Origin of the sequence: Neorhizobium alkalisoli (assembly GCF_002968635.1) — a bacterium.
In the GTDB taxonomy this organism is placed as follows: domain Bacteria; phylum Pseudomonadota; class Alphaproteobacteria; order Rhizobiales; family Rhizobiaceae; genus Neorhizobium; species Neorhizobium alkalisoli.
Map to the genome: position 1 here is coordinate 166,756 of NZ_PVBN01000006.1, position 22,439 is coordinate 189,194.

At 60.5% G+C, this 22,439-nt stretch carries 27 protein-coding genes; 19 read left to right on the forward strand and 8 right to left on the reverse strand.

Going from position 1 to position 22,439, the window contains the following annotated elements; genetic code table 11:
• Positions 1 to 28 precede the first annotated feature (28 nt).
• Entirely contained in the window at positions 29 to 1,255 is a 1,227-nt protein-coding gene (locus tag C5L13_RS15060; RefSeq protein WP_105384101.1) for a PQQ-dependent sugar dehydrogenase, read from the forward strand.
• A gap of 62 nt (positions 1,256 to 1,317) precedes the next feature.
• On the opposite strand, the gene C5L13_RS15065 is transcribed toward C5L13_RS15060, so the two are convergent.
• Positions 1,318 to 2,520, reverse strand: coding sequence for a pyridoxal phosphate-dependent aminotransferase (locus C5L13_RS15065; RefSeq protein WP_105384102.1), 1,203 nt, complete (start codon positions 2,518 to 2,520; stop codon positions 1,318 to 1,320).
• 207 nt (positions 2,521 to 2,727) lie between these two features.
• Between C5L13_RS15065 and C5L13_RS15070 the strand changes: the two genes are divergently transcribed.
• Positions 2,728 to 3,666: an EAL domain-containing protein gene (locus tag C5L13_RS15070; protein WP_105384103.1), complete on the forward strand. Its 939-nt coding sequence runs from the start codon at positions 2,728 to 2,730 to the stop codon at positions 3,664 to 3,666.
• A gap of 502 nt (positions 3,667 to 4,168) precedes the next feature.
• Positions 4,169 to 4,384 (forward strand): cold-shock protein, encoded by a 216-nt coding sequence (locus C5L13_RS15075; protein WP_085424902.1) that lies wholly within the window; start codon positions 4,169 to 4,171, stop codon positions 4,382 to 4,384.
• A 77-nt stretch (positions 4,385 to 4,461) separates the two neighbouring features.
• On the opposite strand, the gene C5L13_RS15080 is transcribed toward C5L13_RS15075, so the two are convergent.
• On the reverse strand, positions 4,462 to 5,109 hold the full coding sequence (locus C5L13_RS15080; RefSeq protein ID WP_105384320.1) for an MBL fold metallo-hydrolase: 648 nt from the start codon (positions 5,107 to 5,109) through the stop codon (positions 4,462 to 4,464).
• Positions 5,110 to 5,177: 68 nt separating this feature from the next.
• On the reverse strand, positions 5,178 to 5,372 hold the full coding sequence (locus C5L13_RS15085) for a hypothetical protein (RefSeq protein WP_105384104.1): 195 nt from the start codon (positions 5,370 to 5,372) through the stop codon (positions 5,178 to 5,180).
• A 168-nt stretch (positions 5,373 to 5,540) separates the two neighbouring features.
• On the opposite strand from C5L13_RS15085, the gene C5L13_RS15090 reads away from it, so the two are divergent.
• From C5L13_RS15090 to C5L13_RS15110, 5 genes are all read left to right on the forward strand, one after another.
• Complete coding sequence (locus C5L13_RS15090; RefSeq protein WP_105384105.1) at positions 5,541 to 6,149, forward strand: DUF1236 domain-containing protein; 609 nt, start codon at positions 5,541 to 5,543, stop codon at positions 6,147 to 6,149.
• Between the two features lie 190 nt (positions 6,150 to 6,339).
• Entirely contained in the window at positions 6,340 to 6,855 is a 516-nt protein-coding gene (locus C5L13_RS15095) for a MarR family winged helix-turn-helix transcriptional regulator (protein ID WP_407070430.1), read from the forward strand.
• 4 nt (positions 6,856 to 6,859) lie between these two features.
• Positions 6,860 to 7,558, forward strand: a complete 699-nt coding sequence (locus C5L13_RS15100) for a response regulator (RefSeq protein ID WP_105384107.1) — start codon at positions 6,860 to 6,862, stop codon at positions 7,556 to 7,558.
• 28 nt (positions 7,559 to 7,586) lie between these two features.
• Positions 7,587 to 8,966 carry an ATP-binding protein gene (locus C5L13_RS15105; RefSeq protein WP_105384108.1) on the forward strand — a complete coding sequence of 460 codons (1,380 nt, stop codon included), beginning with the start codon at positions 7,587 to 7,589 and terminating at the stop codon, positions 8,964 to 8,966.
• An 11-nt stretch (positions 8,967 to 8,977) separates the two neighbouring features.
• A complete protein-coding gene (locus tag C5L13_RS15110; protein ID WP_105384109.1) occupies positions 8,978 to 9,559 on the forward strand; it encodes a DUF1349 domain-containing protein in 582 nt (193 codons plus the stop codon).
• Positions 9,560 to 9,570: 11 nt separating this feature from the next.
• Here C5L13_RS15110 and C5L13_RS15115 read toward each other — a convergent pair whose 3' ends face one another.
• The 4 genes from C5L13_RS15115 to C5L13_RS15130 form a co-directional block, all read right to left on the reverse strand.
• The gene (locus tag C5L13_RS15115; protein ID WP_105384110.1) at positions 9,571 to 9,912 is read right to left on the reverse strand and encodes a tRNA-binding protein; all 342 of its coding nucleotides are present in this window, start codon (positions 9,910 to 9,912) and stop codon (positions 9,571 to 9,573) included.
• Positions 9,913 to 9,920: 8 nt separating this feature from the next.
• A complete protein-coding gene (gene proC / locus C5L13_RS15120; protein WP_105384111.1) occupies positions 9,921 to 10,739 on the reverse strand; it encodes a pyrroline-5-carboxylate reductase in 819 nt (272 codons plus the stop codon).
• Entirely contained in the window at positions 10,739 to 11,239 is a 501-nt protein-coding gene (locus tag C5L13_RS15125; RefSeq protein ID WP_105370267.1) for a type III secretion system chaperone family protein, read from the reverse strand. The genes proC and C5L13_RS15125 overlap by 1 nt, the downstream gene beginning before the upstream one ends.
• Before the next feature lie 507 nt (positions 11,240 to 11,746).
• Positions 11,747 to 12,622: a LysR family transcriptional regulator gene (locus C5L13_RS15130; protein ID WP_105384112.1), complete on the reverse strand. Its 876-nt coding sequence runs from the start codon at positions 12,620 to 12,622 to the stop codon at positions 11,747 to 11,749.
• A gap of 95 nt (positions 12,623 to 12,717) precedes the next feature.
• On the opposite strand from C5L13_RS15130, the gene C5L13_RS15135 reads away from it, so the two are divergent.
• The 3 genes from C5L13_RS15135 to C5L13_RS15145 all read left to right on the forward strand — a co-directional run bounded on the left by C5L13_RS15135 (position 12,718) and on the right by C5L13_RS15145 (position 15,054).
• Entirely contained in the window at positions 12,718 to 13,386 is a 669-nt protein-coding gene (locus tag C5L13_RS15135) for a DsbA family protein (protein WP_105384113.1), read from the forward strand.
• 26 nt (positions 13,387 to 13,412) lie between these two features.
• Positions 13,413 to 14,021, forward strand: coding sequence for an NAD(P)-dependent oxidoreductase (locus C5L13_RS15140; protein WP_105384114.1), 609 nt, complete (start codon positions 13,413 to 13,415; stop codon positions 14,019 to 14,021).
• A gap of 127 nt (positions 14,022 to 14,148) precedes the next feature.
• A complete protein-coding gene (locus C5L13_RS15145) occupies positions 14,149 to 15,054 on the forward strand; it encodes an MBL fold metallo-hydrolase (RefSeq protein WP_105384115.1) in 906 nt (301 codons plus the stop codon).
• A 104-nt stretch (positions 15,055 to 15,158) separates the two neighbouring features.
• On the opposite strand, the gene C5L13_RS15150 is transcribed toward C5L13_RS15145, so the two are convergent.
• Positions 15,159 to 15,413, reverse strand: coding sequence for an accessory factor UbiK family protein (locus tag C5L13_RS15150; protein WP_105384116.1), 255 nt, complete (start codon positions 15,411 to 15,413; stop codon positions 15,159 to 15,161).
• Between the two features lie 218 nt (positions 15,414 to 15,631).
• Between C5L13_RS15150 and lgt the strand changes: the two genes are divergently transcribed.
• From lgt to C5L13_RS15190, 8 genes are all read left to right on the forward strand, one after another.
• A complete protein-coding gene (gene lgt, locus C5L13_RS15155) occupies positions 15,632 to 16,456 on the forward strand; it encodes a prolipoprotein diacylglyceryl transferase (RefSeq protein WP_105384321.1) in 825 nt (274 codons plus the stop codon).
• A 16-nt stretch (positions 16,457 to 16,472) separates the two neighbouring features.
• Positions 16,473 to 17,573, forward strand: a complete 1,101-nt coding sequence (locus C5L13_RS15160; protein WP_105384117.1) for a class I SAM-dependent methyltransferase — start codon at positions 16,473 to 16,475, stop codon at positions 17,571 to 17,573.
• A gap of 102 nt (positions 17,574 to 17,675) precedes the next feature.
• The gene (gene pgeF, locus C5L13_RS15165; protein WP_105384118.1) at positions 17,676 to 18,470 is read left to right on the forward strand and encodes a peptidoglycan editing factor PgeF; all 795 of its coding nucleotides are present in this window, start codon (positions 17,676 to 17,678) and stop codon (positions 18,468 to 18,470) included.
• Between the two features lies 1 nt (position 18,471).
• On the forward strand, positions 18,472 to 19,623 hold the full coding sequence (locus C5L13_RS15170; RefSeq protein WP_105384119.1) for a M24 family metallopeptidase: 1,152 nt from the start codon (positions 18,472 to 18,474) through the stop codon (positions 19,621 to 19,623).
• 82 nt (positions 19,624 to 19,705) lie between these two features.
• Positions 19,706 to 20,470, forward strand: a complete 765-nt coding sequence (locus tag C5L13_RS15175) for a hypothetical protein (RefSeq protein WP_105384120.1) — start codon at positions 19,706 to 19,708, stop codon at positions 20,468 to 20,470.
• A 129-nt stretch (positions 20,471 to 20,599) separates the two neighbouring features.
• Positions 20,600 to 21,532: a ribose-phosphate pyrophosphokinase gene (locus C5L13_RS15180; RefSeq protein ID WP_105384121.1), complete on the forward strand. Its 933-nt coding sequence runs from the start codon at positions 20,600 to 20,602 to the stop codon at positions 21,530 to 21,532.
• Positions 21,533 to 21,593: 61 nt separating this feature from the next.
• On the forward strand, positions 21,594 to 22,070 hold the full coding sequence (locus C5L13_RS15185; protein WP_105384122.1) for a Kazal-type serine protease inhibitor family protein: 477 nt from the start codon (positions 21,594 to 21,596) through the stop codon (positions 22,068 to 22,070).
• A 109-nt stretch (positions 22,071 to 22,179) separates the two neighbouring features.
• Positions 22,180 to 22,437 carry a hypothetical protein gene (locus tag C5L13_RS15190; protein WP_105384123.1) on the forward strand — a complete coding sequence of 86 codons (258 nt, stop codon included), beginning with the start codon at positions 22,180 to 22,182 and terminating at the stop codon, positions 22,435 to 22,437.
• Positions 22,438 to 22,439: the final 2 nt, after the last annotated feature.

Sequence of the window (22,439 nt, forward strand, 5' to 3'; positions counted from 1 at the left end):
CGAATGCCGCGATCGAAGGGAATTCACAATGAAACGTCTCGGTATTCTTCTGATTGCTTCGGCTCTCTCCGCCGGCGTCGCTTCTGCTCCGGCCCTTGCCCAGACCGCAAGCCAGCCCGCCGAAACCAAGAAACCCAATGCGCCCAAACAGAAACCAGCCTTCAGCGGGCAAACGCGAGCGCCTCAGCCGACGCAGATCCCAAAAATCGCCCAGGAAGTCGTCGCCGAGGACCTGCCGCACCTCTGGGCTATGGAATTTTTGCCAGACGGCCGCATGCTGGTTACCGCAAAGGCGGGCGCCATGCATATCATTTCCGAGGAGGGTCAAGCCGGTCCGAAAATCGGCGGCGTGCCCAAGGTCCTCTCCGGCGGCCAGGGCGGACTGCTGGATGTGACGCTGGCTCCCGACTTCGCGAGTTCCAACATGATTTTCTTCTCCTTCTCGGAAGCGCGGGAGGGAGGCAATGGCACATCTGTCGCTTCGGCAAAACTGGTGACCGACGACCGCGGCGGCGGCAAGCTGGAAAACGTCAAGGTCGTCTTCCGCCAGATGCCGAGCTATGACGGCAACAAGCATTTCGGTTCGCGCCTCGTCTTCGGCCCGAATGGCGAACTTTACGTCACTGTAGGTGAGCGCTCGGATCCGAAGCCCCGGGTTCAAGCCCAGGACTTGAAGAGCGGCCTCGGAAAAGTCTTCCGCATCGACACGAACGGCAAGGCTCTTCCCGACAACCCATTTGTCGGGCGCGAAGGCGCGCAGCCCGAGATCTGGAGCCTCGGCCACAGAAACCTGCAATCGGCCACGCTCGACGGACAAGGACGCCTCTGGACTGTCGAGCATGGTCCGCGCGGCGGCGACGAACTCAATCGTCCCGAACCCGGGAAGAACTACGGCTGGCCGGAAGTCACCTACGGTATCGATTATAGCGGCAAACCGATAGGCAAGGGCATCACCGCGATGAAAGAAACGGAACAGCCGGTCTATTACTGGGATCCGGTCATCGCCCCCTCCGGCATGGCTTATTATAACGCCGACGCCATTCCCGAATGGAAAGGCTCCTTCCTGGTCGGCGGCCTTGTCTCGCAAGGGATCGTCGTTCTCCACATGGACGGCGACAAAGTTGCTTACGAGGAGCGCGTTCCGCTGAAAGCACGTATCCGCGATGTGAAGGTCGGACCGGACGGCGCCGTCTATGCCGTCACCGAACAGCGCGGCGGCGGAGGATCGACGATCCTGCGGCTGACGAAAGGCTGAAGCGTCGAAAGCAAAAAGCCCGCCGTCGCCGGCGGGCCTCTCGTTAAATTGCGTCGAAACGCTTACTTGCAGTTGGCGCAGAAACGCTGGATGCGCTTGCAGGCTTCTTCCAGCAGTTCTTCCGAGGTCGCATAGGAGATGCGGAAATTCGGGCCGAGGCCGAAGGCCGATCCGTGAACGACGGCAACGCCTTCCGTCTCGAGCAGCTCCGTCACGAAATCCTCATCCGTCTCGATGACCTTGCCGGACGGCGCGGTCTTGCCGATCAGGCCGGCGCAGGACGGATAAACGTAGAAGGCGCCTTCGGGCGACGGGCAAACGATGCCCTTGGCCTGGTTCAGCATCGACACGACGAGGTCACGTCGTCCCTCGAAGATCTTCTTGTTCTTGCCGATGAAGTCCTGCGGACCGTTGAGCGCTTCCACGGCGGCCCACTGGGCGATCGAAGTCGCACCGGATGTCTGCTGGCCCTGGATCATGTCCATTGCCTTGATGAGCTGCAGCGGGCCGGCAGCATATCCGATACGCCAACCGGTCATTGCGTAAGCCTTGGAAACGCCATTCATCGTCAGGGTACGATCATAGAGCTTCGGCTCGACCTCGACCGGCGTCGCGAACTTGAAGTCGCCATAGGTCAGGTGCTCGTACATGTCGTCGGTCAGGATCCAGACGTGCTCGTGCTTTAGGAGAACGTCGGTCAGAGCCTTGAGCTCTGCATGCGTATAGGCAGCCCCGCTCGGGTTGGACGGGGAGTTGAAGACGAACCACTTGGTCTTCGGCGTGATGGCCTTTTCCAGATCTTCGGCGGTCAGCTTGAAGTTGTTCTCCTGCTTGGTGCCGACAAAAACCGGAGTACCGCCGCACAGCGCCACCATTTCCGGATAGGATACCCAATAGGGAGCCGGAATGACGACTTCGTCGCCAGGATTGAGAGTGGCCATGAAAGCGTTGAAAAGAATCTGCTTTCCGCCCGTCCCGACGATTGTCTGGGCAGCCGTGTAGTCCAGATTGTTTTCGCGCTTGAACTTCTTTGCGATGGCTTCCCGAAGCGGCGGAATGCCGGAGACCGGGGTGTATTTCGTCTCACCCCGATTGATCGCATCGATGGCGGCTTTCTTGATGTTGTCCGGCGTATCGAAATCCGGCTCGCCAGCGCCGAGCCCGATAACGTCGCGGCCTTTCGCTTGGAGCTCGCGGGCTTTCTGGGCAACGGCGATGGTGGCGGAGGGCTTTACGCGGGAAAGAGCGTCGGCAAGAAAGGCCATAATCTTCGTCCTGAAGAGCTGTTGAACATGGCGGCATCGCGCGCCGAAACCGCCCTACGCTCTATGTCTAAACTATGACGGGGTTTCAAGCGGAAAGCTTGAATGCGACCGATCAAAGAAGCTGATTAAAACCTTCGAAACCTTCTTTACAACCGCGTAACCCTTGACTGTTACAACCAGAAGGACAAGCAAGGAAAGTCCGATGGCATGACGCAGAGAAGCATTTTTGCCAATCTGGTGCGTAGCGAAGACGGCGCCTTCTCCACCGCCTATGGTCCTTTTGTGCTGCAATCGGCACTGCAGCCGATCTTTCGCCTGACGTCAGATCACAAGCTGGAGATCGATGCGCTGGAGGGGCTGGTACGCGTTTCCCGTGGCGAAGAGCCGGTGTCCCCGGGCGAATTTTTCCGTCTGGTCTCACCGGCCGACATCGCCGACGTCGACAGCATCTCGCGGACGATCCACATTCTCAACACCGGACGCCTCAATCGTGCCCGCGCGAGGATCTTCGTCAAGTTTCATCCGGGCCTCTTCCGCACCCCTTCCGAGATGCGCCAGGAAGTCGAACGCATCAAGCTCGCGGCACACGAGGCAGGCTTCGGACCGGAACGCATCGTCTGCGAGATATCGGAAAAATCCGGGGCCGCAGACGATATCGTGGTCGCCTTTACCGAGCAGATGCGGGCGATCGGCTTTCAGGTGGCGATCGACGACTATGGCGCAGGCGATTCCGATCTTGCCCGCCTCAAACGCATCCGGCCGCATTATGCGAAGTTCGATGCATCCTGGGTGCGCGACTTTCTCGACAATTCCGCCGGCTTTGCCCTGCTGCGCGTCATCGTCCGGCAGATGCTGGACGATGCCATCGAGCCCATATTTGAAGGGCTGGAGGAGACCTGGCAGGTCGATCTGTGCAAGGAGCTCGGCGTTCCTCTGATACAGGGTTATGCGCTTGCCCGACCGGAACTGGCGCCGACCACGTTCAATGAAACCTTTCCGGAAAGCCTCCTGATGACAGGGCCGACGGCGCAGATCGAACCCTCGGCTTCCTCCGCCTATGCCGCCCCTCTGCAACCGCATCATACCAGGAATTCTTCGGCGAGGCCGGTACGGGCCTTTGGGCGAAGACAATCGGCCGGTGATTGATAACCAGCGTGACGGCTGACGGACCGCCTTCCGAGACTGCTCCTGCGCCAGCCGAGCTGGCGCGCGCACGACAGAACTTTTTCTCTTTCCGCCATCTGCCCCGAAACGGCGCAGGTCAGAGTTAAGGAAACATTGCTGGCGATGAATCGCTGCCAGGCTCGCTCATGAAAGGACGCAACCCCCTTATTCCTAGGGGTTTTAGCGATTCTAAATTTCAGCGCGCCCTCAGGTTTCGAAAAACTTTTTCTTGCCAATTTTTTATAAACACAGCACTCTGTCCAAGTTCGGGCAATTTACGAGCATGGGAAGACCTATAATGACGCGCTCCGAAGGCGCCAAGACTTCGGGCGGGGGCTGGGGGCAGAGATTTTCAAAGCTATTCCTGCCGGTCGCCGCGGTAAAGACAGGGACCCTTTCTTAAAGCTGCCTGCCGCCGCCCTTCGGGGCAATACCATGATGCTGTCCGCCGCTGAACACGGACAGAAAGAAAAGGACCTGCTGCATGGCCGAGACTGGCACTGTAAAATTCTTCAATACCGACAAAGGCTTCGGCTTTATCAAACCTGATAGTGGTGGCGCCGATATCTTCGTCCATATCTCTGCCGTACAGGCTTCCGGCCTGTCCGGTCTCTCAGAAAATCAGAAGGTAAGCTTCGACACGGAACCGGATCGTCGCGGCAAGGGCCCCAAGGCCGTCAACCTGCAGATCGCTGGTTAAGCCCTAGAGGCTTCTATTCGAGTTGAGGCCCGGCAGCTATGCCGGGTTTTCTTTGTTGGGCGGTTCCGCGGCCTCTGTCAGAGTCCGCGAAGGAAGGGATTGGATCTCCGTTCGTCGCCGATCCGGCTTCCCGGCCCATGGCCGCAGATGAAGCCGACTTCATCCCCAAGCGGCAGAACCTTGTCGCGGATCGATGCCAGAAGCGTCTCGTGATCGCCGCCGGGTAAGTCGGTCCGGCCGATTGATCCGCTGAACAGTACATCGCCGAGATGGGCGAAGTTCTGATTGCGATTGTAATAGATGACATGACCCGGTGCGTGCCCGGGGCAATGAAAGACTTCGAAAACGTGATCGCCGAAGGAGACCGTATCTCCCTCGTTGAGCCAGCGGTCCGGCGTCAGGTTGCGCACGGCCATCTTCACTCCGAACTTCTCCGCCTGGGTCTCCAGCCGTTGCAATAGCGGAAGATCGGCCTCGTGAGGCCCGATCACCTGGATGCCCAGCGCCGCACGCAACTCATCTGCGCCGCCGGCATGGTCGATATGCCCGTGCGTCAGCCATACCTCCTTCAGCGTTATGCCGTTCTCCTTGATGACCTCGAGGATCTCAGGCACGTCGCCGCCGGGATCGATGACGACACCTTCCTTGGTCTCGTCGTCGAAAAGGACCGTGCAATTCTGCTGGAATGGAGTAACCGGGATGATACCGGCCTGTAACTTGCCCATGATGCCTCGGCTCAGATGAAAGGTCAGCCGCGGTATAACGAGAAACGAGGCGCATTTCAGCCGAAAAATCAATCCGCGAAGGCGAGCGTTTTGTAGGTCTCATCGGCCACGACGGGGGGAGCGAGCGATACGGTCGCCAGCAGGAAGACCGTTACGATGATCTTCAGCGTGAATACGGTGACGAGGACCCCCTTCAGCGGGTTTTCAGCTGCGACAGCGTCCGTCCTGATCGGAGGAAGGGCGGAAAATGTTTGGGCGATCATGGTTATTCTCCAGTCTGTTTGGCCACATCAATGGCCGGCGCTGACAAAAGTTCCGCTCCACCTTTCCGTTGTTGCGGGCACGCCACAGCTTGAAGAATCTACCCCAACTGAACGGAACCACCGAGAGGCGAAAGGGTTTCCCCGCCAGTCAACATGAGGAGAAAAACCATGACGACTTGGTTGAAATGCCTGGGCCTGGGTGCCGTGATATCGGCGCTGGCGCTGCCTGCCGCCGCCCAGATGACGACCACGACCGCCTCGGACATCACCGTCCGCGCCGGCCCCGGCCAGGAGTATCCTGAACTCGGCGTCGCCACCCGCGGCAGCCCGGCCATGATGGACGGCTGCATCGAGGGCAGCAAATGGTGCAGGATCGAAGTGAACGGCATGCGCGGCTGGGTCTTCGCGGAATATCTGACGATCCGCCACAACGGCGCTCCCGTGGTCGTTCAGGAATACCGCACCCAATACGAAGTGCCCGCCGTCACCTATGAAACGACGGCGAGTATCCCCGCAGACCCCGCTCCCGGCGACATGCTGCTCGGTCCGGTCGGCGCCGTGGAGGTGGTCGAGCCACCGGATACGGTCATCAGCTACATCGAGGAGCATCCGGCGCAATCGATCCAGGTGCGCAACGAGGTGGTCGTCGGTGCCACGCTCCCTGCTGATGTCGTGGTGAGCGAAGTGCCCGATTATGACTACAACTACGTGGTCGTGAACGATCGGCGCGTTCTCGTCGATCCCGGTACCCGGCGCATCGTGCACATCTACGAATGATCGTCATCTTGAAGGGGCGCCTTGGATCGGCGCCCCTTTCACCTGTTGCGGATAGTGCCATCCCCTCTTCCAACAAATGCTGTTGATTGTTCAAACCGTTCGCGCTTTATGACGAACGGCAGGTTACAATCGATAGTCAGCAAAAAGAGCTTCAGCCTATGGCAAGGAGCCGTCAGGAAAGGGAACGCGAGTGGCGCGCACATCGACGGGAAGAGCCGTCCAGAAGGCCATGCCGCCGATGCCGGCGGTCGATGAAGCACAGATCGACTTCGAGACGATTGAGTTGCTCTTCTTCGCCTACCGCGACTTCGTCTCCGACCCCGATGCAATCCTCGCCAAGATCGGCATGGGCCGGGCCCATCACCGGGTCGTCTATTTCGTCAGCCGTCAGCCGGGCATGATGGTGGCGGATCTTCTGGATACGCTGCAAATTACCAAGCAGAGTCTTGCACGCGTGTTGAAGCAGCTGATCGAACTTGGCTATATTCGCCAGATGGCGGGCGCCAAGGATCGTCGCGAGCGCAGGCTCTACCCGACGCTGGCGGGCCGGGAGCTGGCACTTGCCCTTTCCGAGCCGCAATCACGCCGTATCGCTCACGCCATGGAGGACCTGACGCCTGAGATGCGGACTGCGATAAAGCAGTTCCTGCGCCGCATGCGCGGACGCGATGAGAATCTCGAGCCGATCGATAGTGACCTGGATTGAGCAAATGACGAAAACGCCCCTGTCTGACGATGCCCCCCACCTCCTCGTGGTCGACGACGATACCCGCATCCGCGATCTTCTGAATCGCTATCTGATGGAACAGGGTTTCCGGATCACGGTTGCAGGCGATGCCGCAGAAGCACGCCGAAAGCTGGAAGGCCTGCATTTCGACCTGATCATCCTCGATGTCATGATGCCCGGCGAATCCGGCCTTTCGCTCACCCAATCGCTTTATCAGAAGAAGACGATTCCGGTGATCCTCCTGACGGCGCGCGCCGAAGCCCAGTCGCGCATTGAAGGTCTCGAGGCCGGCGCCGACGATTATCTCTCCAAGCCCTTCGATCCGCGTGAACTAGTGCTGCGCATCAACAATATCCTGCGTCGCAGCTCGTCGCCCGATACGCCGAAGATCGAGCAGATCATGTTCGGGCCGTTTACATTCTCTATCCCGCGCAAGGAATTGCGCAAGGCGGCAGAAACCATCCGGCTGACAGATAGGGAACAGGAAATCATGCTGCTTTTTGCGCTGCGGGCCGGCGACACCATTCCCCGCCACGAACTGATCGGCGACGATGCAGAGGTCGGCGAGCGCACGATCGACGTGCAGATAAACCGTTTGCGGCGTAAGATCGAGGAAGATCCGGCCAACCCCGTCTATCTTCAGACGGTGCGCGGCATCGGATACCGACTGAGTATCGATTAGCTGAGAAAGCGGGCACAGCGGAAGGCGGATGGCTTTTTTTGACACCCTGAAACGCGACATGGACCGGTTTATCGTCCCCGGCTGGCGCCCGTTCACCCGCTGGCTGCGCCGCCGCCTGCCGACCGGTCTCTATACCCGTTCGCTGCTGATCGTCATCCTGCCCATGCTGCTTTTGCAGAGTGTCGTCGCGGCCGTCTTCATGGAGAGGCACTGGCGCATGGTCACCGAGCGTCTTTCCGAAGGCACGGTCCGCGACATTGCCGGCATCATCGAAGTCATCAAGAGCTATCCGCAGGATGCGAACTACGATGCGATCACCCGCATTGCCGATGACGCGCTGAACCTCACCGTCGCCGTCGAGGAAAACGGTCAGTTGCCGCCGCCCCGCCCGCGACCCTTCTTCTCCATCCTCGACGACATTCTGGCCGAACAGATCACCCGGCAGATCCAGATGCCGTTCTGGATCGACACGGTCGGAGACAGCCGGCTCGTCGAGATCCGCATCAAGTTCGACGACAGGGTGTTGAGGGTATTCACCCGCCGCGGCTCGACCTATGCGTCGAACACCCATATCTTCCTTGTCTGGATGGTGGGCACGGCTTTCGTGCTGGCGGTTATTTCCATCCTCTTCCTGCGTGGCCAGATCCGGCCGATCCTGGCGCTTGCACAGGCGGCCGAAAGCTTCGGCAAGGGACAGAAGACCGAAGGCTTTTCGCCGCGCGGCGCCGATGAAATTCGCCGCGCGGGCCTTGCCTTCATCCAGATGCGCGAACGCATCGAGCGACAGATGGAGCAGCGCACCGCGATGCTCGCCGGCATCAGCCATGACCTCAGAACCATACTGACGCGCTTCAAACTCCAGCTGGCGCTCGCCGGCGACAAGCCGGAACTTGCCGGCATGAGCCAGGATGTCGACGACATGCAATCGATGCTGGAAGGTTATCTCGCCTTTGCCAAGGGTGAGGCGGAAGAGGATTTCGGCGAACTGCGGTTGAGTGAGCTTCTCGAAAAGCTGCGCTGCGATTTTTCGCTCCGCGGGAAGACCATGACCTACGAGATCGATGGCGAAGACGAGATCGCCGTCCGCCCGAACGCCTTTACCCGACTTCTCGGCAATCTCGTTTCGAATGCGGAGCGTTATGCTGACACGCTGCATATAGATGCCCGGCACAGCGCAAAATGGCTGACGCTGACGCTCGACGACGACGGCCCGGGCATCCCTGTCGAAGCCCGCGAGGATGTGTTCAAGCCGTTCTACCGGCTTGACGAGGCCCGCAACCTGAATGCATCCGGTACCGGCCTGGGGCTTGCAATCGCCCGCGACGTCGCCCGTGCCCACGGCGGAAACGTGACACTTTCCGACAGCCCCAAGGGCGGCCTGCGGGCCGTCGTCCGGGTGCCTGCTTGAAGCGAGAAAAGATGTCGTTCGATCTCTCGGATATGCAATGGTTGAACCCGCCGGCCGAAAGCCGCGTGGACGACGACCGATTGAGCGTCCGCTCCGGCAAGGACACCGACTTCTGGCAGGGCACCTATTACGGTTTCCACCGAGACAGCGGCCATTTTCTCCATCGGCGCCGGTCCGGCGATTTCACCGCCGAAACGTCCTTCGTGGGCCATTACGACGCGCTTTACGATCAGGCGGGACTGATGATCCGTCACGACGAAACGCACTGGATGAAATGCGGCATCGAATTCACCGACGGCGCGCGCCATTTCAGCGTGGTCGTCACCAATGGTCACTCGGACTGGTCGGCGTTCCGCCTGACCGACGATTTTAGCGAGATGTTTGTAAGGGTGACCCGAATGGGCGACGCGCTCTTCATTCAGTATCGCCCCGATACCCAGCCGGACTGGCGCATGGCGCGGCTCGCCTATTTCCCGCCCGATCTCACCGATCTCTCAGTCGGCATGATGTTCTGTTCGCCGCAGCGCGAAGGATTCGAGGTGGAATTCCGCTCCTTCAGCCTGACCGAGGTCAAGAGCCGCGATATCCACTGATACCGGGAAGCCTACATCAGCCTCCTGCCGTTCGGCACCGGCTGCTCCACGGCGGCCAGCACGATCGCGCCGTTCTCGTCCTCGAAACCAAGGGTGAGAACTTCGGAGCGGAACGGGCCGATCTGCCTCGGCGGGAAATTGACGACCCCCAGCACCTGCCGGCCGACCAGCACCTCCGGCGTATAGTGCACGGTAATCTGCGCCGAGGATTTCTTGACGCCGATTTCGGGACCGAAGTCGATCTTCAGCTTGAATGCCGGTTTCCGGGCCTCCGGGAACGGCTCAACCTCGACAATGGTGCCGACGCGAATATCGACCTTCTCGAAATCGCCATAGGTGATCTGTTCGGCCATCGCGTCGCTCAGCTTCCGAGCTCTTCGGCCCGCTTGCGTGCGGCAGCGATCGCCTTGTCGAACAGCGGCTGCATGCCGTCCTCCGCCATCAGCACGGACAGCGCAGCCGCAGTCGTCCCGCCTGGAGAGGTGACGTTCTGACGAAGCTTCGAGGCGTCATCGGGGGACTGGTGGAGGAGCTCACCAGCCCCCGAGACAGTTTCCCGTGCAAGCCGCATGGCGAGGTCCGCCGGCAGGCCGGCTTTCCGGCCCGCCTCCGCCATGCACTCGACGAGATAAAACACATAGGCCGGCCCGCTGCCGGAAACGGCGGTGACCGCGTCGATGTCGGATTCGCTCGCCACCCACTCCACCGGACCGCTGACCTTGAGGAGTGCCTGGACTGCCTCCCGCTGCGCCTCGGCGACCTTGGGATTGGCATAGGCGCCCGTTACGCCCCTGCCGATCATGGCGGGCGTATTCGGCATTGCGCGCACCATGGCGGCGTCGCCGAGATAGCCTTGCAGATAGGAAAGCGTCTTGCCGGCCGCGACAGATACGACGACGGTGCCTGCGCCGACCATCGGCTTCAGCGGCGGAAGCACCACATCCATCAACTGCGGCTTGACCGCGAGAAACAGGATATCGGGCGCAAGCCCGCTTGGGGGCGAAGCAAGATGACGGGCGCCGGCGTCGGCAATCACCGCCTTCATCGCTTCCGACGGCGACGGGTCGATAACGGTGACGGAAGCTCCGGGCACGCCATTCTTCAGCCAGCCGGAAAGCATCGCGCCGCCCATATTGCCGGCACCGATGAGAACGATGGAAGCCAGCTGCGCCAAGGCCATCAGGCTTCGCCTACCGTTTCGAACAGAACCGCATCCATGGCCGCCTTCGCTTCCATGCCCGACCAGACGACGAACTGGAATGCCTGATAATAGGCCTCGCAGGCTTCGAGCGCGCTGGAAAGCAGCACTTCGACCTGCTGGTTGTTGGGCTCCGCGCCGCCGGCAAGCAGCAAGGACTGGCGGAAGATGATCACATCTTCCTGGCGCCACAGGTCGAAATGCCCCATCAGCACCTGCCCGTTGATATGAGAGAGCAGGCGGATCACCTCGTTGACCCGCATGTCCGGGATCTTGATATCGAAAGCGCAGGCCAGATGCAGCGCCTCGAATTCCTCCATCCAGGAGAAGGAAACATGGTAGTCAGTCCAGCGGCCTTCCACGGTCATGGCGATTTCGTCCTCGCCGGACCGTTCGAACGTCCAATCGTTCGAAGCTGCAACGAACTCGATCATGTCGACCGGGTTCGACTGGCGTTCGATTTCCATTTCCATAAGGCTCATGCGGCACCTTCTTGACCGGAATGAATGCGAATTGGTGCGAGATACGCCAAACACGCGAACAATGACCGGGAACAACACTTTGGACGATCGCCCGACGCTACCAGAATAACGCAGTCACCCTGTCTGGAGCTTACCAAGCCGTTTCGAATCATCCTTTAAAATCAGTGTACCTACACGGAGTCCGGCTGCCAGCCCCTCTCCCTCCATTTTGATCAATCAACCGTGGAAACATCTTCGTGTCGGAAATCAGAAGGGAGTCATAACCGACTCTGGACACAGGCTTTTTTGGCAGTGTCCACAGGGTATCATTTTTTTGGAGCGATACGCACCGGCACGCGCATTACGATCGATACGCCGCGCCGATCACGATATCGCCCGTCCCAAGATGATCCAGGAAACGGGGCGCTTTTGAGGAGGAAAACACCATAGCCGCACCGACGGTTCGTCGGGCACGGTTGGAAGGGAATGAGGCAGACGAAGGTATCAAACAATCAGCGTTTCCTACGTCTACCGTAGCCGTGCAGCCAGGAAGTCGATGAGCACCCGCGCGGCCATGGGAAGATGCCTGCGGGAAACATAGAGAGCATGGATGCCGAGCGTGGTCGGCTCCCACTCCGGCAAGACTACCACCAGCTTGCCCGCATGAACCTCCTGATCGGCGGCAAAGCACGGCAGCATCGCGATGCCGAGGGCGGACAGTGTGGCACGCCTCAGAGCGAGAGCGTCGTTCGTCTGGAATCCTCCCGCTACGGGAACCACCACCTGCGTCTCGTCCTTTTTTAAGATCCATTCCGCGCCGCCGAGATTCGTGTAGGTGAGACACCTGTGGTCCTTCAGATCCTCTGGCGCGTTCGGTGTCCCTTGCTTGTCCAGATACTGGTGCGACGCGTAGAGCCGCGACGGGCACTGTCCCAGGCGTTTGGCAATCAGGGAGGGATCGAGGCGGTTGGCGATCCGGATCGCCACATCAATACGGTCCTGCACGAGATCGACCGGCCTGTCCGAAATCTGCAGATCGATCTTGACGCGAGAATAATGATCCGCGAACTCCGAGAGCAACGGGACCAACTGCGTCTCTGCCAGAATGCTCGGGGCGGTCACTCTGAGGAGGCCGTGCGGCGTATCGGCTTGGCCCGCCACGTCAGTCACGGCATCGGCGACACGGACCATCTCCCGGCAGAGTTCGATCACGCGTTCGCCCGCAGACGTCAGGCTGAGCTGCCGCGTGGTGCGGTGGAGAAGCCGTGTTCCTGACCAGTCTTCCATGGCCGCGATGTAGCGCGATGCCATCGCTCGGGACATGCCCAGTTCTTCGGCTGCGCCCGAGGCGCTGCCGCGCTCAACGGTTTTCAGTAGAACGTTTGCGGCGGTTATCCGGTCCATCTATTCGCTCGATCCATGCAACATTTTGTGGACAACAGTGCTATTTATCTGTGATCTGCGCAACATTAAATTCTCCTCAACAAAAGGAGACCGCAGTGACCACCGACATCGAACTTCACTATTTTTTCGACCCCCTCTGCGGCTGGTGCTACGCAAGCGCGCCGGCACTCGCCGGCCTTGCCGACACGTTCGGAGAAAAGCTCAAGATGCGCCCGTCCGGCTTGTTCGTCGGAGGGCGGCCGATCTCGTCGATCGCCGACCACGCCTGGCGCAACGACCAGCGCATCCAGAGCATTACGGGACAGCAATTTTCAGAGAAGTATCACCGGAACGTTCTGCTGGCTCCGAGCGGTATCTTTGACTCCGGACCTGCAACACTTGCGCTGACCGCTCTTGGCAAACGGGATTCAACGCTTGAACCCCGTTTCCTGCATGCCGTCCAAATCGCTCGCTATGTCGAAGGGCGCGATACGTCCACAATCGACGAGGTGGCCGAGGTCGCGGCTCGCGTAGCTGCCGAACGCGGCATCGAACTCGCCGCTGAGACGCTCGCCGAAAGGCTCCGGAGCGACACCGAACTGCGCGATCGCGCGCTGGAGCGGATGGAGGATACACAGCGTCAGATGAATACCCTCGACATTCGAGGAGTCCCGCAGCTCATCGCCGTCGTCAACGGCGAGCCTCATGTCCTTGGCGGCGAGACACTCTATCATGGTCCGGCGGGTCTGATCGCGGCTCTCAACGAACTTTCCGCAACCGAATAAACCCTCAGTCAACTAGGAGTAATATCATGAAAATCGCTCTTATCGGAGCTTCCGGTCAGGCCGGCTCTCGCATCCTGTCCGAATTGTCCGCTCGTGGCCATGCGGTCACCGCGATTGCCCGAGATCCCTCCAAAGTCGCATCTCTGCCGAACGTCACTGCGGTTTCCGGTGACATCAAGGCACCTGAAGCTCTCGCTGAAGTTCTGGAAGGCCATGACGCAGTTATCAGCTCAGTGCATTTCGCTGCCTTCGATCCGAACACGTTGATCGGCGCAGTCAAAGCATCCGGCGTTCGCCGCTACTACGTGGTGGGCGGGGCGGGTAGTCTCGAAGTCGCTCCAGGCGTCCTCCTTGTCGACACCCCCGAATTCCCGGCGATCTACAAGTCAGAAGCGCAGGGCGGCGTCGACTACCTCACCAAGCTCAAAGCTGAAAACGACCTCGACTGGACCTTCCTGTCGCCTTCGGCCGCATTCGTTCCCGGCGAGCGGACCGGCAGCTTCCGCCTCGGCAAGGACCAGCTCCTGACGAGTGAGAACGGCAGCAGCATTTCCTTCGAGGACTTCGCCGTCGCGCTTGTCGACGAAATCGAAGCTCCGGCGCATGTCAGGAAGCGGTTTACCGTCGGCTACTAATTCAATCTTCCAAAACTGAATCCCTCACTCCAGCGTGGTCGACATCATTCCCGGTGTCGGCCGCGGCCACACTCCTCTGCCTTGGAGGCAGGGACGGTCTCACCCGACAAACCTCAGGAAAATTACGATGATCAACAGACGCACGACCCTGAAGACGATCGCCGCAGCCGCCGCGGTTATAATCCCACTAGCCACATCCGCCGTCGCACAGGAGCAGCCTGCCCTGTCGTGGACGGCATTCAAGACCACTGAGGCGGGCTTCCTGCGCGCTCCGGTTCTTGTGACCGGCAAGACGGAGGCGGTACTCATCGACTCCAGTTTCAGCTTTGCCGACGGCAAGGTCGTCGCCGATGCCATCAAGGCCAGCGGCAAGCACCTGACCACGATCTACATCACCACCAACGATCCCGACTACTACTTCGGTCTCGCGCCCGTCCATCAGGCTTTTCCGGATGCTCGCATCCTCGCGGCGGCCGACACCGTCGCACTGATGCGCAAGAAGGCCGAGGGCAAGATCAAGACCTGGTCGCCAGTCCTTGGTGACAACGGCCCGAAATCGGTCTCGGAACTCGTCTTTCCAGAGGTCAGCGACATCACTGAACTCACCGTTGACGGCGAGAAGCTTGAGATCATCACCGCGCCTGGCGTTAAGGATCGCGGCCGCTACATCTGGGTCCCGTCGCTCAGCGCCGTGTTCGGCGGCGTGACGGTATTCGGCGGCATGTATCCTTGGATAGCCGATCTTCCGACTGTCGAGGAACGCGCGGCCTGGCGTGCCGCGCTTGACGGTATCCTTGCTCGCAAGCCCAAGATCGTCGTGCCGGGTCACACCACCGCTGCCTGGCCGACCGACGCTTCGAGCGTGACCTACACCCGCGACTATCTGGTCGCCTTCGAAGCCGAGGCCGCCAAGGCCGCAGACTCCAAAGCTTTGATCGAGGCGATAAAGAAGCTCTATCCCAACGACGCCATGCCGATCTCGCTGGAGCTCGGCGCGAAGGTCGCCAAGGGCGAAATGACCTGGGGACAGTAGAAAAGTGTGAGCTCGCGGCTTGATCAAAGTCGCGAGGTCATCCTTCAGCGTTATTTTTGACAGGTTGATGTCAAGTTGCTGGGAGCCGCAGGCACGCCGGAAAGTTACTGTCCGGCGAGCTTGGCTTCCAGCGCGTCGATGCGGGCCTTCAGCGCTTCGTTCTCGTCGCGAGCTCTCGCGGCCATTTCGCGGACGGCTTCGAATTCCTCGCGCTTGACCACGTCCATATTGTTCAAAAACCGCTCGGCCTGCGCGTGAAATGCGGTTTCAACCTCTTTGCGTACGCCCTGTGCGGCGCCGGCAGCATCCGTCATCAGTCGCGCAAAGTCGTCGAGGATGCGGTTCGTTCCGGTTGCCATGGTCTTACTCCCGTATGTCTTCGGCCGGCGCATCTGCCGGCAATGTCCTTGATCTGAAGTAGGGCCTGGAAGGCCGGCTTGCAAGCATCATCCACTGTTAGCATGAGCCGTTACTTAGATTCGCCTTGACCGCCGATGGCCGCAACGCCATGTTCCGCGGCAATACGGTTAGCGGGGAACTATGTAGATTGCACAACGGCCTTCATCTTTTCGCCCTTATGCCGTTCCCGAACATTGATCCGGTGGCATTCTCCATCGGTCCGCTGGCCGTTCACTGGTATGGGCTTGCCTATGTTGCGGGGATTCTGCTCGGTTGGCTTTATGCCCGCCGGCTTGCCGCAAACCCTTCCCTCTGGAGAAACGGCCAGCCCCCGATCAATGCCACCCATCTCGACGATTTCCTCGTCTGGGTCGCCGCCGGCATCGTGCTTGGCGGGCGCATCGGCTATATTCTGTTTTACGATTTCCCCATGGTTGCGGCCAATCCGTTGCGAGCCCTCGAGATCTGGAACGGCGGCATGTCCTTCCACGGCGGCTTCCTGGGGGCGACGCTGGCGATGATCCTTTTTGCGCGCAGGAACGGCATTCCCGTCTGGAGCATGTTCGATACGGTCGCCGCCGTCGTTCCTTTCGGCCTGTTCTTTGGCCGCATTGCGAACTTCATCAATGGCGAACTTTGGGGCCGCTTGAGCAGCGCATCTTGGGCAGTCGTCTTCCCGACCGGAGGGCCTTTCGCTCGGCATCCGAGCCAGCTCTACGAGGCGGGGCTCGAGGGCATAGTCTTGCTGCTGGTTCTCGCCCTGATGATCTTCCAGTTCAAGGCGCTGAAGGTACCCGGCGTGATCGCCGGAACGTTTGTCATCGGCTACGCGCTCTGCCGTATTTTCGTGGAATTCTTCCGCGAACCGGACGCACAGCTCGGCTATCTCCTCGGCACCAATTGGCTTACCATGGGCATGGTTCTTTCTCTGCCGATGATCGCCGTGGGTCTCTGGGCCGTCCTTCGGGCCCGTGCCGCGACTGCGGCATCGGCGCAGCCCTGAACGGAGGCGCGGCCACGTGAGCACTCCTCTCGCCGACAAGATCAAGAGCCTGATCCGGACGAATGGCCCGATCAGCGTCACGGATTATTTCGCGCTTTGCCTGGCTGACCCGGACTACGGCTACTACCGAACCCGCGAACCCTTCGGCCGCCACGGCGATTTCATTACCGCGCCCGAGATCAGCCAGCTCTTCGGCGAGATGGTCGGTATCTTTATGGTGCATGCCTGGCAACGTCACGGCATGCCCGATGCGGTCCGGCTGGTGGAGATCGGCCCGGGGCGAGGCACGATGATGACCGATATGCTGCGGGTCATCAGGCGAATCGCACCGCCACTCTTCGAAGGTCTGCATGTGCACCTGGTCGAGACCAGCGAACGGCTGCGTGGCGTTCAGCGGGTAACGCTGGAGGCCTATTCGACCAAGATCTCCTGGCATGACGCCTTCGAGGAAGTGCCCGAAGGTTTTACGCTGATTGCGGCGAACGAACTCTTCGACGCAATCCCTATCCGCCAGTTCGTGAAGACGCCTACCGGCTTTCGGGAGCGTCTCGTCGGCCTCGGAGCGGACGACGATCTGGCCTTCGCCGCCGGTGTGGCGACGCTTGATCCCAGTCTGCTGCCCTCGCCGCTCGGCTCGATTCCTGATGGCACCATCTTCGAAATGGCACCCGCCAGGCAGGCTGTGATGCAGACCCTCTGCGACCGGCTCAAAACCTTTGGCGGAACGGCCTTGATCATCGACTACGGTCATATGGTCACCGACTTCGGCGATACGCTTCAGGCGGTGCGCGACCATGACTTCGACCCGCCACTTGCTCATCCTGGCGAAGCCGACCTGACGAGCCATGTGGATTTCGAGGATCTGGCCAAGGTTGCGGTCTCGATGGGCTTGCATCTCAACGGCGGCCTGCACCAGGGCGATTTCCTGTTCGGCCTTGGCCTCGCGGAACGCGCTACCGCACTTGCCAAGGACAAGGAGCCGCCCGAACAGCGCTTGATCGCCGCCGCTGTCGACCGGCTGGCCGGTGAAGGTGCCGGCAAGATGGGCGAACTCTTCAAGGTGATTGCCGTCTCCAGCCCTGCCCTCAATTTGATGCCCTTCCGCTCGGTGGATTGACATCCGCCCTTCCCTTGCGCCACTCTCGCCCTAAATCGAAGCAGCGGTCAATCTTCAACGCTTGCGCAAAACTCCATGAAATCAATTGGATAAACAACGCCGATGCAGGACAGGCCCTTGCCGACGCCGATTGAAAGCCCTTCGCTCAACGAAAGAGGCGGCACCCGCATCCGGCACGGTTTTTTCACCCGCCAGGGCGGCGTTTCGGAAGGATTGTATGCCGGTCTCAATGTGGGCATCGGCTCCGATGACGATCGCGAGAACGTCATGGAGAATCGCGCCCGTGTCGCGTCCTGGTTCGGCCTCCCAGTCGAAAAGCTCGCGACGGTTCATCAGGTTCATTCGCCGGACGTATTGGTTGTCGACGCGACCTATTCGGGTGAGCGCCCTCAGGCCGACGCCATGGTGACCAGCATTCCGGGCGTGGTGCTCGGCGTTCTTTCCGCCGATTGCGGCCCGATCCTTTTTGCAGACGCAGAAAACTGCGTGGTCGGAGCGGCGCATGCCGGCTGGAAGGGCGCGCTCGGCGGCGTTCTCGAAAACACGATCGAAGCGATGCTTTCGCTCGGCGCAGCCCGCGAAAAGATTGTCGCCGTATTGGGGCCGTCGATCGGCCCGCGAAGCTATGAAGTCGGTCCGGAGTTCATCGACCGGTTTTTGGCCGTCGACCCTTCCTATGAGACTTTTTTCACGCCGTCGGCAAAGCCGGGACATTCGATGTTCGACCTGCCGTCGCTGACGATGAGGCGGCTGGCGGCGGCCGGCGTGCGGGCTGAAAATCTCGGACTGGATACCTATCCGGATGCCGAGAGATTCTTCTCCTATCGCCGCACCACGCACGCCCAGGAGCCGGATTACGGCCGTCAGATTTCAGCAATCGCTATTCGGGAGAATTGATATGGCCCTGCATTTCGAGAGGAGCGAATATGCCGATCGCCTCACGCGGCTCACGGAGAAGATGCAATCCGAGAAGCTCGATGCTCTCCTGCTCTTCGCACAGGAGAGCATGTACTGGCTGACCGGCTACGATACGTTCGGTTACTGCTTTTTCCAGACGCTGATCGTCAAGGCGGACGGCACGATGACACTGCTCACGCGCTCGGCCGATCTGCGTCAGGCGCGTCATACCTCGACGATCGAGAACGTCGTCGTCTGGGTCGATCGCACGAATGCCGACCCCACGCTCGATCTCAAGAACCTGTTGAGCGACATGGATCTCCTCGGCGCTCGGATCGGCGTCGAATATGACACGCATGGCATGACCGGGCGGGTCGCGCGCCTGCTCGACAATCAGCTCTCCACTTTCGGCCAGATCAGCGACGCATCCTATCTCGTGAGCGGCTTGCGCCTGGTGAAAAGTGCGGCGGAAATAGCCTACGCTAAGCGTGCGGCCGAACTGGCCGATGACGCGCTCGATGCCGCGCTGCCCTTGATCAGGGCCGGCGGCGACGAGGCGGAAATCCTGGCGGCCATGCAAGGCGCCATCTTCCTGGGCGGCGGGGATTATCCGGCCAACGAATTCATCATCGGCTCCGGCGCCGATGCCCTGCTCTGCCGCTACAAGGCCGGCCGCCGCAATCTGGATGCCACCGACCAGCTGACGCTCGAATGGGCCGGTACCGCAGCACATTACCATGCGGCCATGATGCGCACGGTCCTGATCGGCGAACCGTCGATGCGCCACCAGGAACTCTTCAAGGCCTGCCACGAGACCATTCAGGCGATTGAAGGGGTGCTGCGGCCAGGTCAGGTTTTCGGCGACGTCTTCGATACCCATGCGCGCATCCTGGACGAGCGCGGTCTGTCGCGCCATCGCCTGAACGCCTGCGGTTACTCCCTCGGTGCCCGCTTCTCCCCCTCCTGGATGGAACACCAGATGTTCCACGTCGGCAACCCGCAGGAGATCCTCCCGGGCATGACGCTTTTCGTGCATATGATCATCATGGATTCCGACAGCGGAGCGGCGATGACCCTCGGCCATACCTATCTGACCACGGAATCGGATCCGCAGCCGCTTTCGCGCCACGATCTCGACCTTATTTTGCGCTGATTCCAGTCTCTCATCTGCCGATTGACAGTTTCCGAAGGAACCATAAGCTTCGGGCTAGGGAATCTTTGGCAGGAGGGCGGGCATGCGGCTTTACGGAAGACTGGTTTCCGCCTGGCTTGTCGCGCTCGCCCTTTCATCCTGCAACACGACGGAAGCATTGACGCCGCAGGCCGAGGTCGGGGGCGCAAATGGGCGGACATCGACGCCGGTGACCCAGGGGGACACCGACCGCATGGCTCGATCTTCGCAGCCGGAGACCATCAACAGCGGAGCCGGCGGCGCATATCGATCCGGACCTCAGAATACACTGGAAGCGCAGGCACGCGCGCTGGAATCCGGAAACGCTGCTTCACCCGCATCCTCAGGCCCTCCTCCGCAATGGCAGGATCAGGGCGCGCAACCACCCCAGACACAGCAATCCGCAGCGACGGGGCAGCCGCTTCCGCAACAGGGCGCATCGCTCCCCTCATCCGGTCAGTCCGCCGGAACGATCCGCTTCCTGCCGATCATCGGCGCACCGGTGCAGGCGGTCACACCGCTGTCGCGCCAGCTGGGCGCCCAGGCGCGCGCCGGCGGGCTGACGATACGACCGTCCGGTGATGCGAGCACTGAACACATCCTGAAAGGCTATTTCTCCGCTTTCGCCGATAGCGGCAAAGTGACGATCGTCTACGTGTGGGACATTCTCGACGGCTCCGGTGCGCGCCTGCACCGCATGCAGGGACAGGAGACCATCGCGGCAAAGGGCTCGGATCCGTGGGCCGCGGTTCCAGCCTCCACAATGGAGGCGATCGCCGCAAAAACCATTCAGGACTACCTGAGCTGGCGCCAGTTGCGGAGCGGATAGCTGGCGCGCCCAAAAAGACACTGGTCATGGTTTCTTCACAAAAATCCATGGTGAGGCGCAAAACGCTATTGCATTCGAAGGCGGCGGCGGTAAAAGGCCCGCATCCAGCTTCAAAATAGGCGGACCGCAATGAAGGTTTTCGCAGGCAATTCGAACCGGCATCTTGCCGACGCGATCTGCAGCTATCTCAATGTACCAGTCGGAAAAGCCAGCGTAAGGCGGTTCGCAGACCAGGAAATCTTCGTTGAAATTCAGGAAAATGTGCGCGGGGAAGACGTTTTCGTCATTCAGTCGACGTCCTTTCCGACCAATGACAACCTGATGGAACTCCTGATCATGATCGATGCGTTCCGGCGGTCCTCCGCCCGGCGCATTACGGCAGTGCTTCCTTATTTCGGCTACGCACGCCAGGATCGCAAGGCAGGCCCGCGCACACCGATTTCGGCAAAGCTCGTCGCCAACCTGATCACCGAGGCCGGTGCGGATCGCGTGTTGACGCTTGATCTGCATGCCGGCCAGATCCAGGGCTTTTTCGATATCCCGACCGACAATCTCTATGCGGTGCCGATCCTCGCCCGCGACGTGAAAGAACATTACGACCTCAACAACGTCATGGTCGTTTCGCCTGATGTCGGCGGCGTTGTCCGCGCTAGGTCGCTTGCCAAACGGATCGACTGTCAGCTCGCCATCGTCGACAAGCGCCGCGAGCGAGCAGGCGAATCCGAAGTCATGAACGTCATCGGCGATGTCGACGGCAAGGACTGCCTTCTGATCGACGACATCGTCGATTCCGGCGGAACGCTCTGCAACGCGGCGGAAGCACTGCTGAAGAACGGCGCGACAAGCGTCACCGCATACATCACCCATGGCGTTCTTTCCGGGGGCGCCGTCACGCGTATCGCAACCTCGAAGCTGCGCGAACTCGTCATCACCGATTCCATCCAGCCGACGACGGCAGTGCAGTCGGCTCCGAACATTCGGGTGATCACGACCGCCAACCTGCTTGGCGAAGCCATCAACCGGACGGCCATGGAATCGTCTGTCTCCAGCCTGTTCGACTGACCTTTTTCAACTGCAAGTATTCCGGTAGACTCCTGGTAGAAACAACGAGGAGGCATTCGCCATGATCGGCTTTTCCGGACAATCGAAGACATGGGCACTCGCCCTTCTTCTCCCCGTGCTTTCGAGCTGCGTCGAAGCTGGGCCAGGACCGGGCGGTGGTCCGCCTCCACGGCCCTGGCCCGAACCGCGACCGCAGATGTGCACCATGGAATATCGACCCGTCTGCGGCGAGCGCGGCGGACGTTTGGAAACCTTCGGCAATGCCTGCCAAGCCCGCGAGCGCGGTTTTCGGATCGTCGGCACCGGCGAGTGCTCGCGTCGCCCGGATCGACCCGACTGGGATCGCCCCGGCAGGCCGGGCAGGCCCGACCGTCCGGACTGGGATAGGCCCGGTCGTCCGGATGGAGGCCGCGCCTGCACACGGGAATACAATCCCGTCTGCGGACGGATTGGCCCAACCCTGCAAACCTTTCCGAACGCCTGCGAGGCCAGGAATGCCGGTGCCAGATCGGTGACACCGGGAGAATGCCGCCGCTGAACGGGCGGCCACAACGACGTTTCCTTGCAAAACACCAGGACAACCGTCCTGGTGTTTTGCTTTGCCGGGCTGCTTTGGCTAGGTAAGGACCAGACGCAGGAGATTCCGCATGGCCGCGCGCGACCGCTATTCCCGAAAACTCGAATGTTCCCAGTGCGGAAACACCGGCTTTGCCGAAGTATCAGAGACCGACGACAAGCGGCACAAAAGTCGCGACTTCCGAATAGACGAACTGCCGCGCGGCTTCTTCACCGAATTCGCGTCGACCGATCCCCGCAAATACATGCTCCGTTGCGGCCAGTGCGGACACAAGTTCCGCTTCGAACAGAAAACAATCTATGCGCCGGGCGGCGAGCCTCGCCGCTAGAA

What these genes read in the sequence shown, in the direction of transcription:
- C5L13_RS15060 (WP_105384101.1), top strand. Translation starts at nt 29, where the DNA reads ATGAAACGTCTCGGTATTCTTCTGATTGCTTCGGCTCTCTCCGCCGGC.
- C5L13_RS15065 (WP_105384102.1), bottom strand. Translation starts at nt 2,520, where the DNA reads ATGGCCTTTCTTGCCGACGCTCTTTCCCGCGTAAAGCCCTCCGCCACC.
- C5L13_RS15070 (WP_105384103.1), top strand. Translation starts at nt 2,728, where the DNA reads ATGACGCAGAGAAGCATTTTTGCCAATCTGGTGCGTAGCGAAGACGGC.
- C5L13_RS15075 (WP_085424902.1), top strand. Translation starts at nt 4,169, where the DNA reads ATGGCCGAGACTGGCACTGTAAAATTCTTCAATACCGACAAAGGCTTC.
- C5L13_RS15080 (WP_105384320.1), bottom strand. Translation starts at nt 5,109, where the DNA reads ATGGGCAAGTTACAGGCCGGTATCATCCCGGTTACTCCATTCCAGCAG.
- C5L13_RS15085 (WP_105384104.1), bottom strand. Translation starts at nt 5,372, where the DNA reads ATGATCGCCCAAACATTTTCCGCCCTTCCTCCGATCAGGACGGACGCT.
- C5L13_RS15090 (WP_105384105.1), top strand. Translation starts at nt 5,541, where the DNA reads ATGACGACTTGGTTGAAATGCCTGGGCCTGGGTGCCGTGATATCGGCG.
- C5L13_RS15100 (WP_105384107.1), top strand. Translation starts at nt 6,860, where the DNA reads ATGACGAAAACGCCCCTGTCTGACGATGCCCCCCACCTCCTCGTGGTC.
- C5L13_RS15105 (WP_105384108.1), top strand. Translation starts at nt 7,587, where the DNA reads ATGGCTTTTTTTGACACCCTGAAACGCGACATGGACCGGTTTATCGTC.
- C5L13_RS15110 (WP_105384109.1), top strand. Translation starts at nt 8,978, where the DNA reads ATGTCGTTCGATCTCTCGGATATGCAATGGTTGAACCCGCCGGCCGAA.
- C5L13_RS15115 (WP_105384110.1), bottom strand. Translation starts at nt 9,912, where the DNA reads ATGGCCGAACAGATCACCTATGGCGATTTCGAGAAGGTCGATATTCGC.
- proC (WP_105384111.1), bottom strand. Translation starts at nt 10,739, where the DNA reads ATGGCCTTGGCGCAGCTGGCTTCCATCGTTCTCATCGGTGCCGGCAAT.
- C5L13_RS15125 (WP_105370267.1), bottom strand. Translation starts at nt 11,239, where the DNA reads ATGAGCCTTATGGAAATGGAAATCGAACGCCAGTCGAACCCGGTCGAC.
- C5L13_RS15130 (WP_105384112.1), bottom strand. Translation starts at nt 12,622, where the DNA reads ATGGACCGGATAACCGCCGCAAACGTTCTACTGAAAACCGTTGAGCGC.
- C5L13_RS15140 (WP_105384114.1), top strand. Translation starts at nt 13,413, where the DNA reads ATGAAAATCGCTCTTATCGGAGCTTCCGGTCAGGCCGGCTCTCGCATC.
- C5L13_RS15145 (WP_105384115.1), top strand. Translation starts at nt 14,149, where the DNA reads ATGATCAACAGACGCACGACCCTGAAGACGATCGCCGCAGCCGCCGCG.
- C5L13_RS15150 (WP_105384116.1), bottom strand. Translation starts at nt 15,413, where the DNA reads ATGGCAACCGGAACGAACCGCATCCTCGACGACTTTGCGCGACTGATG.
- lgt (WP_105384321.1), top strand. Translation starts at nt 15,632, where the DNA reads ATGCCGTTCCCGAACATTGATCCGGTGGCATTCTCCATCGGTCCGCTG.
- pgeF (WP_105384118.1), top strand. Translation starts at nt 17,676, where the DNA reads ATGCAGGACAGGCCCTTGCCGACGCCGATTGAAAGCCCTTCGCTCAAC.
- C5L13_RS15170 (WP_105384119.1), top strand. Translation starts at nt 18,472, where the DNA reads ATGGCCCTGCATTTCGAGAGGAGCGAATATGCCGATCGCCTCACGCGG.
- C5L13_RS15175 (WP_105384120.1), top strand. Translation starts at nt 19,706, where the DNA reads ATGCGGCTTTACGGAAGACTGGTTTCCGCCTGGCTTGTCGCGCTCGCC.
- C5L13_RS15180 (WP_105384121.1), top strand. Translation starts at nt 20,600, where the DNA reads ATGAAGGTTTTCGCAGGCAATTCGAACCGGCATCTTGCCGACGCGATC.
- C5L13_RS15185 (WP_105384122.1), top strand. Translation starts at nt 21,594, where the DNA reads ATGATCGGCTTTTCCGGACAATCGAAGACATGGGCACTCGCCCTTCTT.
- C5L13_RS15190 (WP_105384123.1), top strand. Translation starts at nt 22,180, where the DNA reads ATGGCCGCGCGCGACCGCTATTCCCGAAAACTCGAATGTTCCCAGTGC.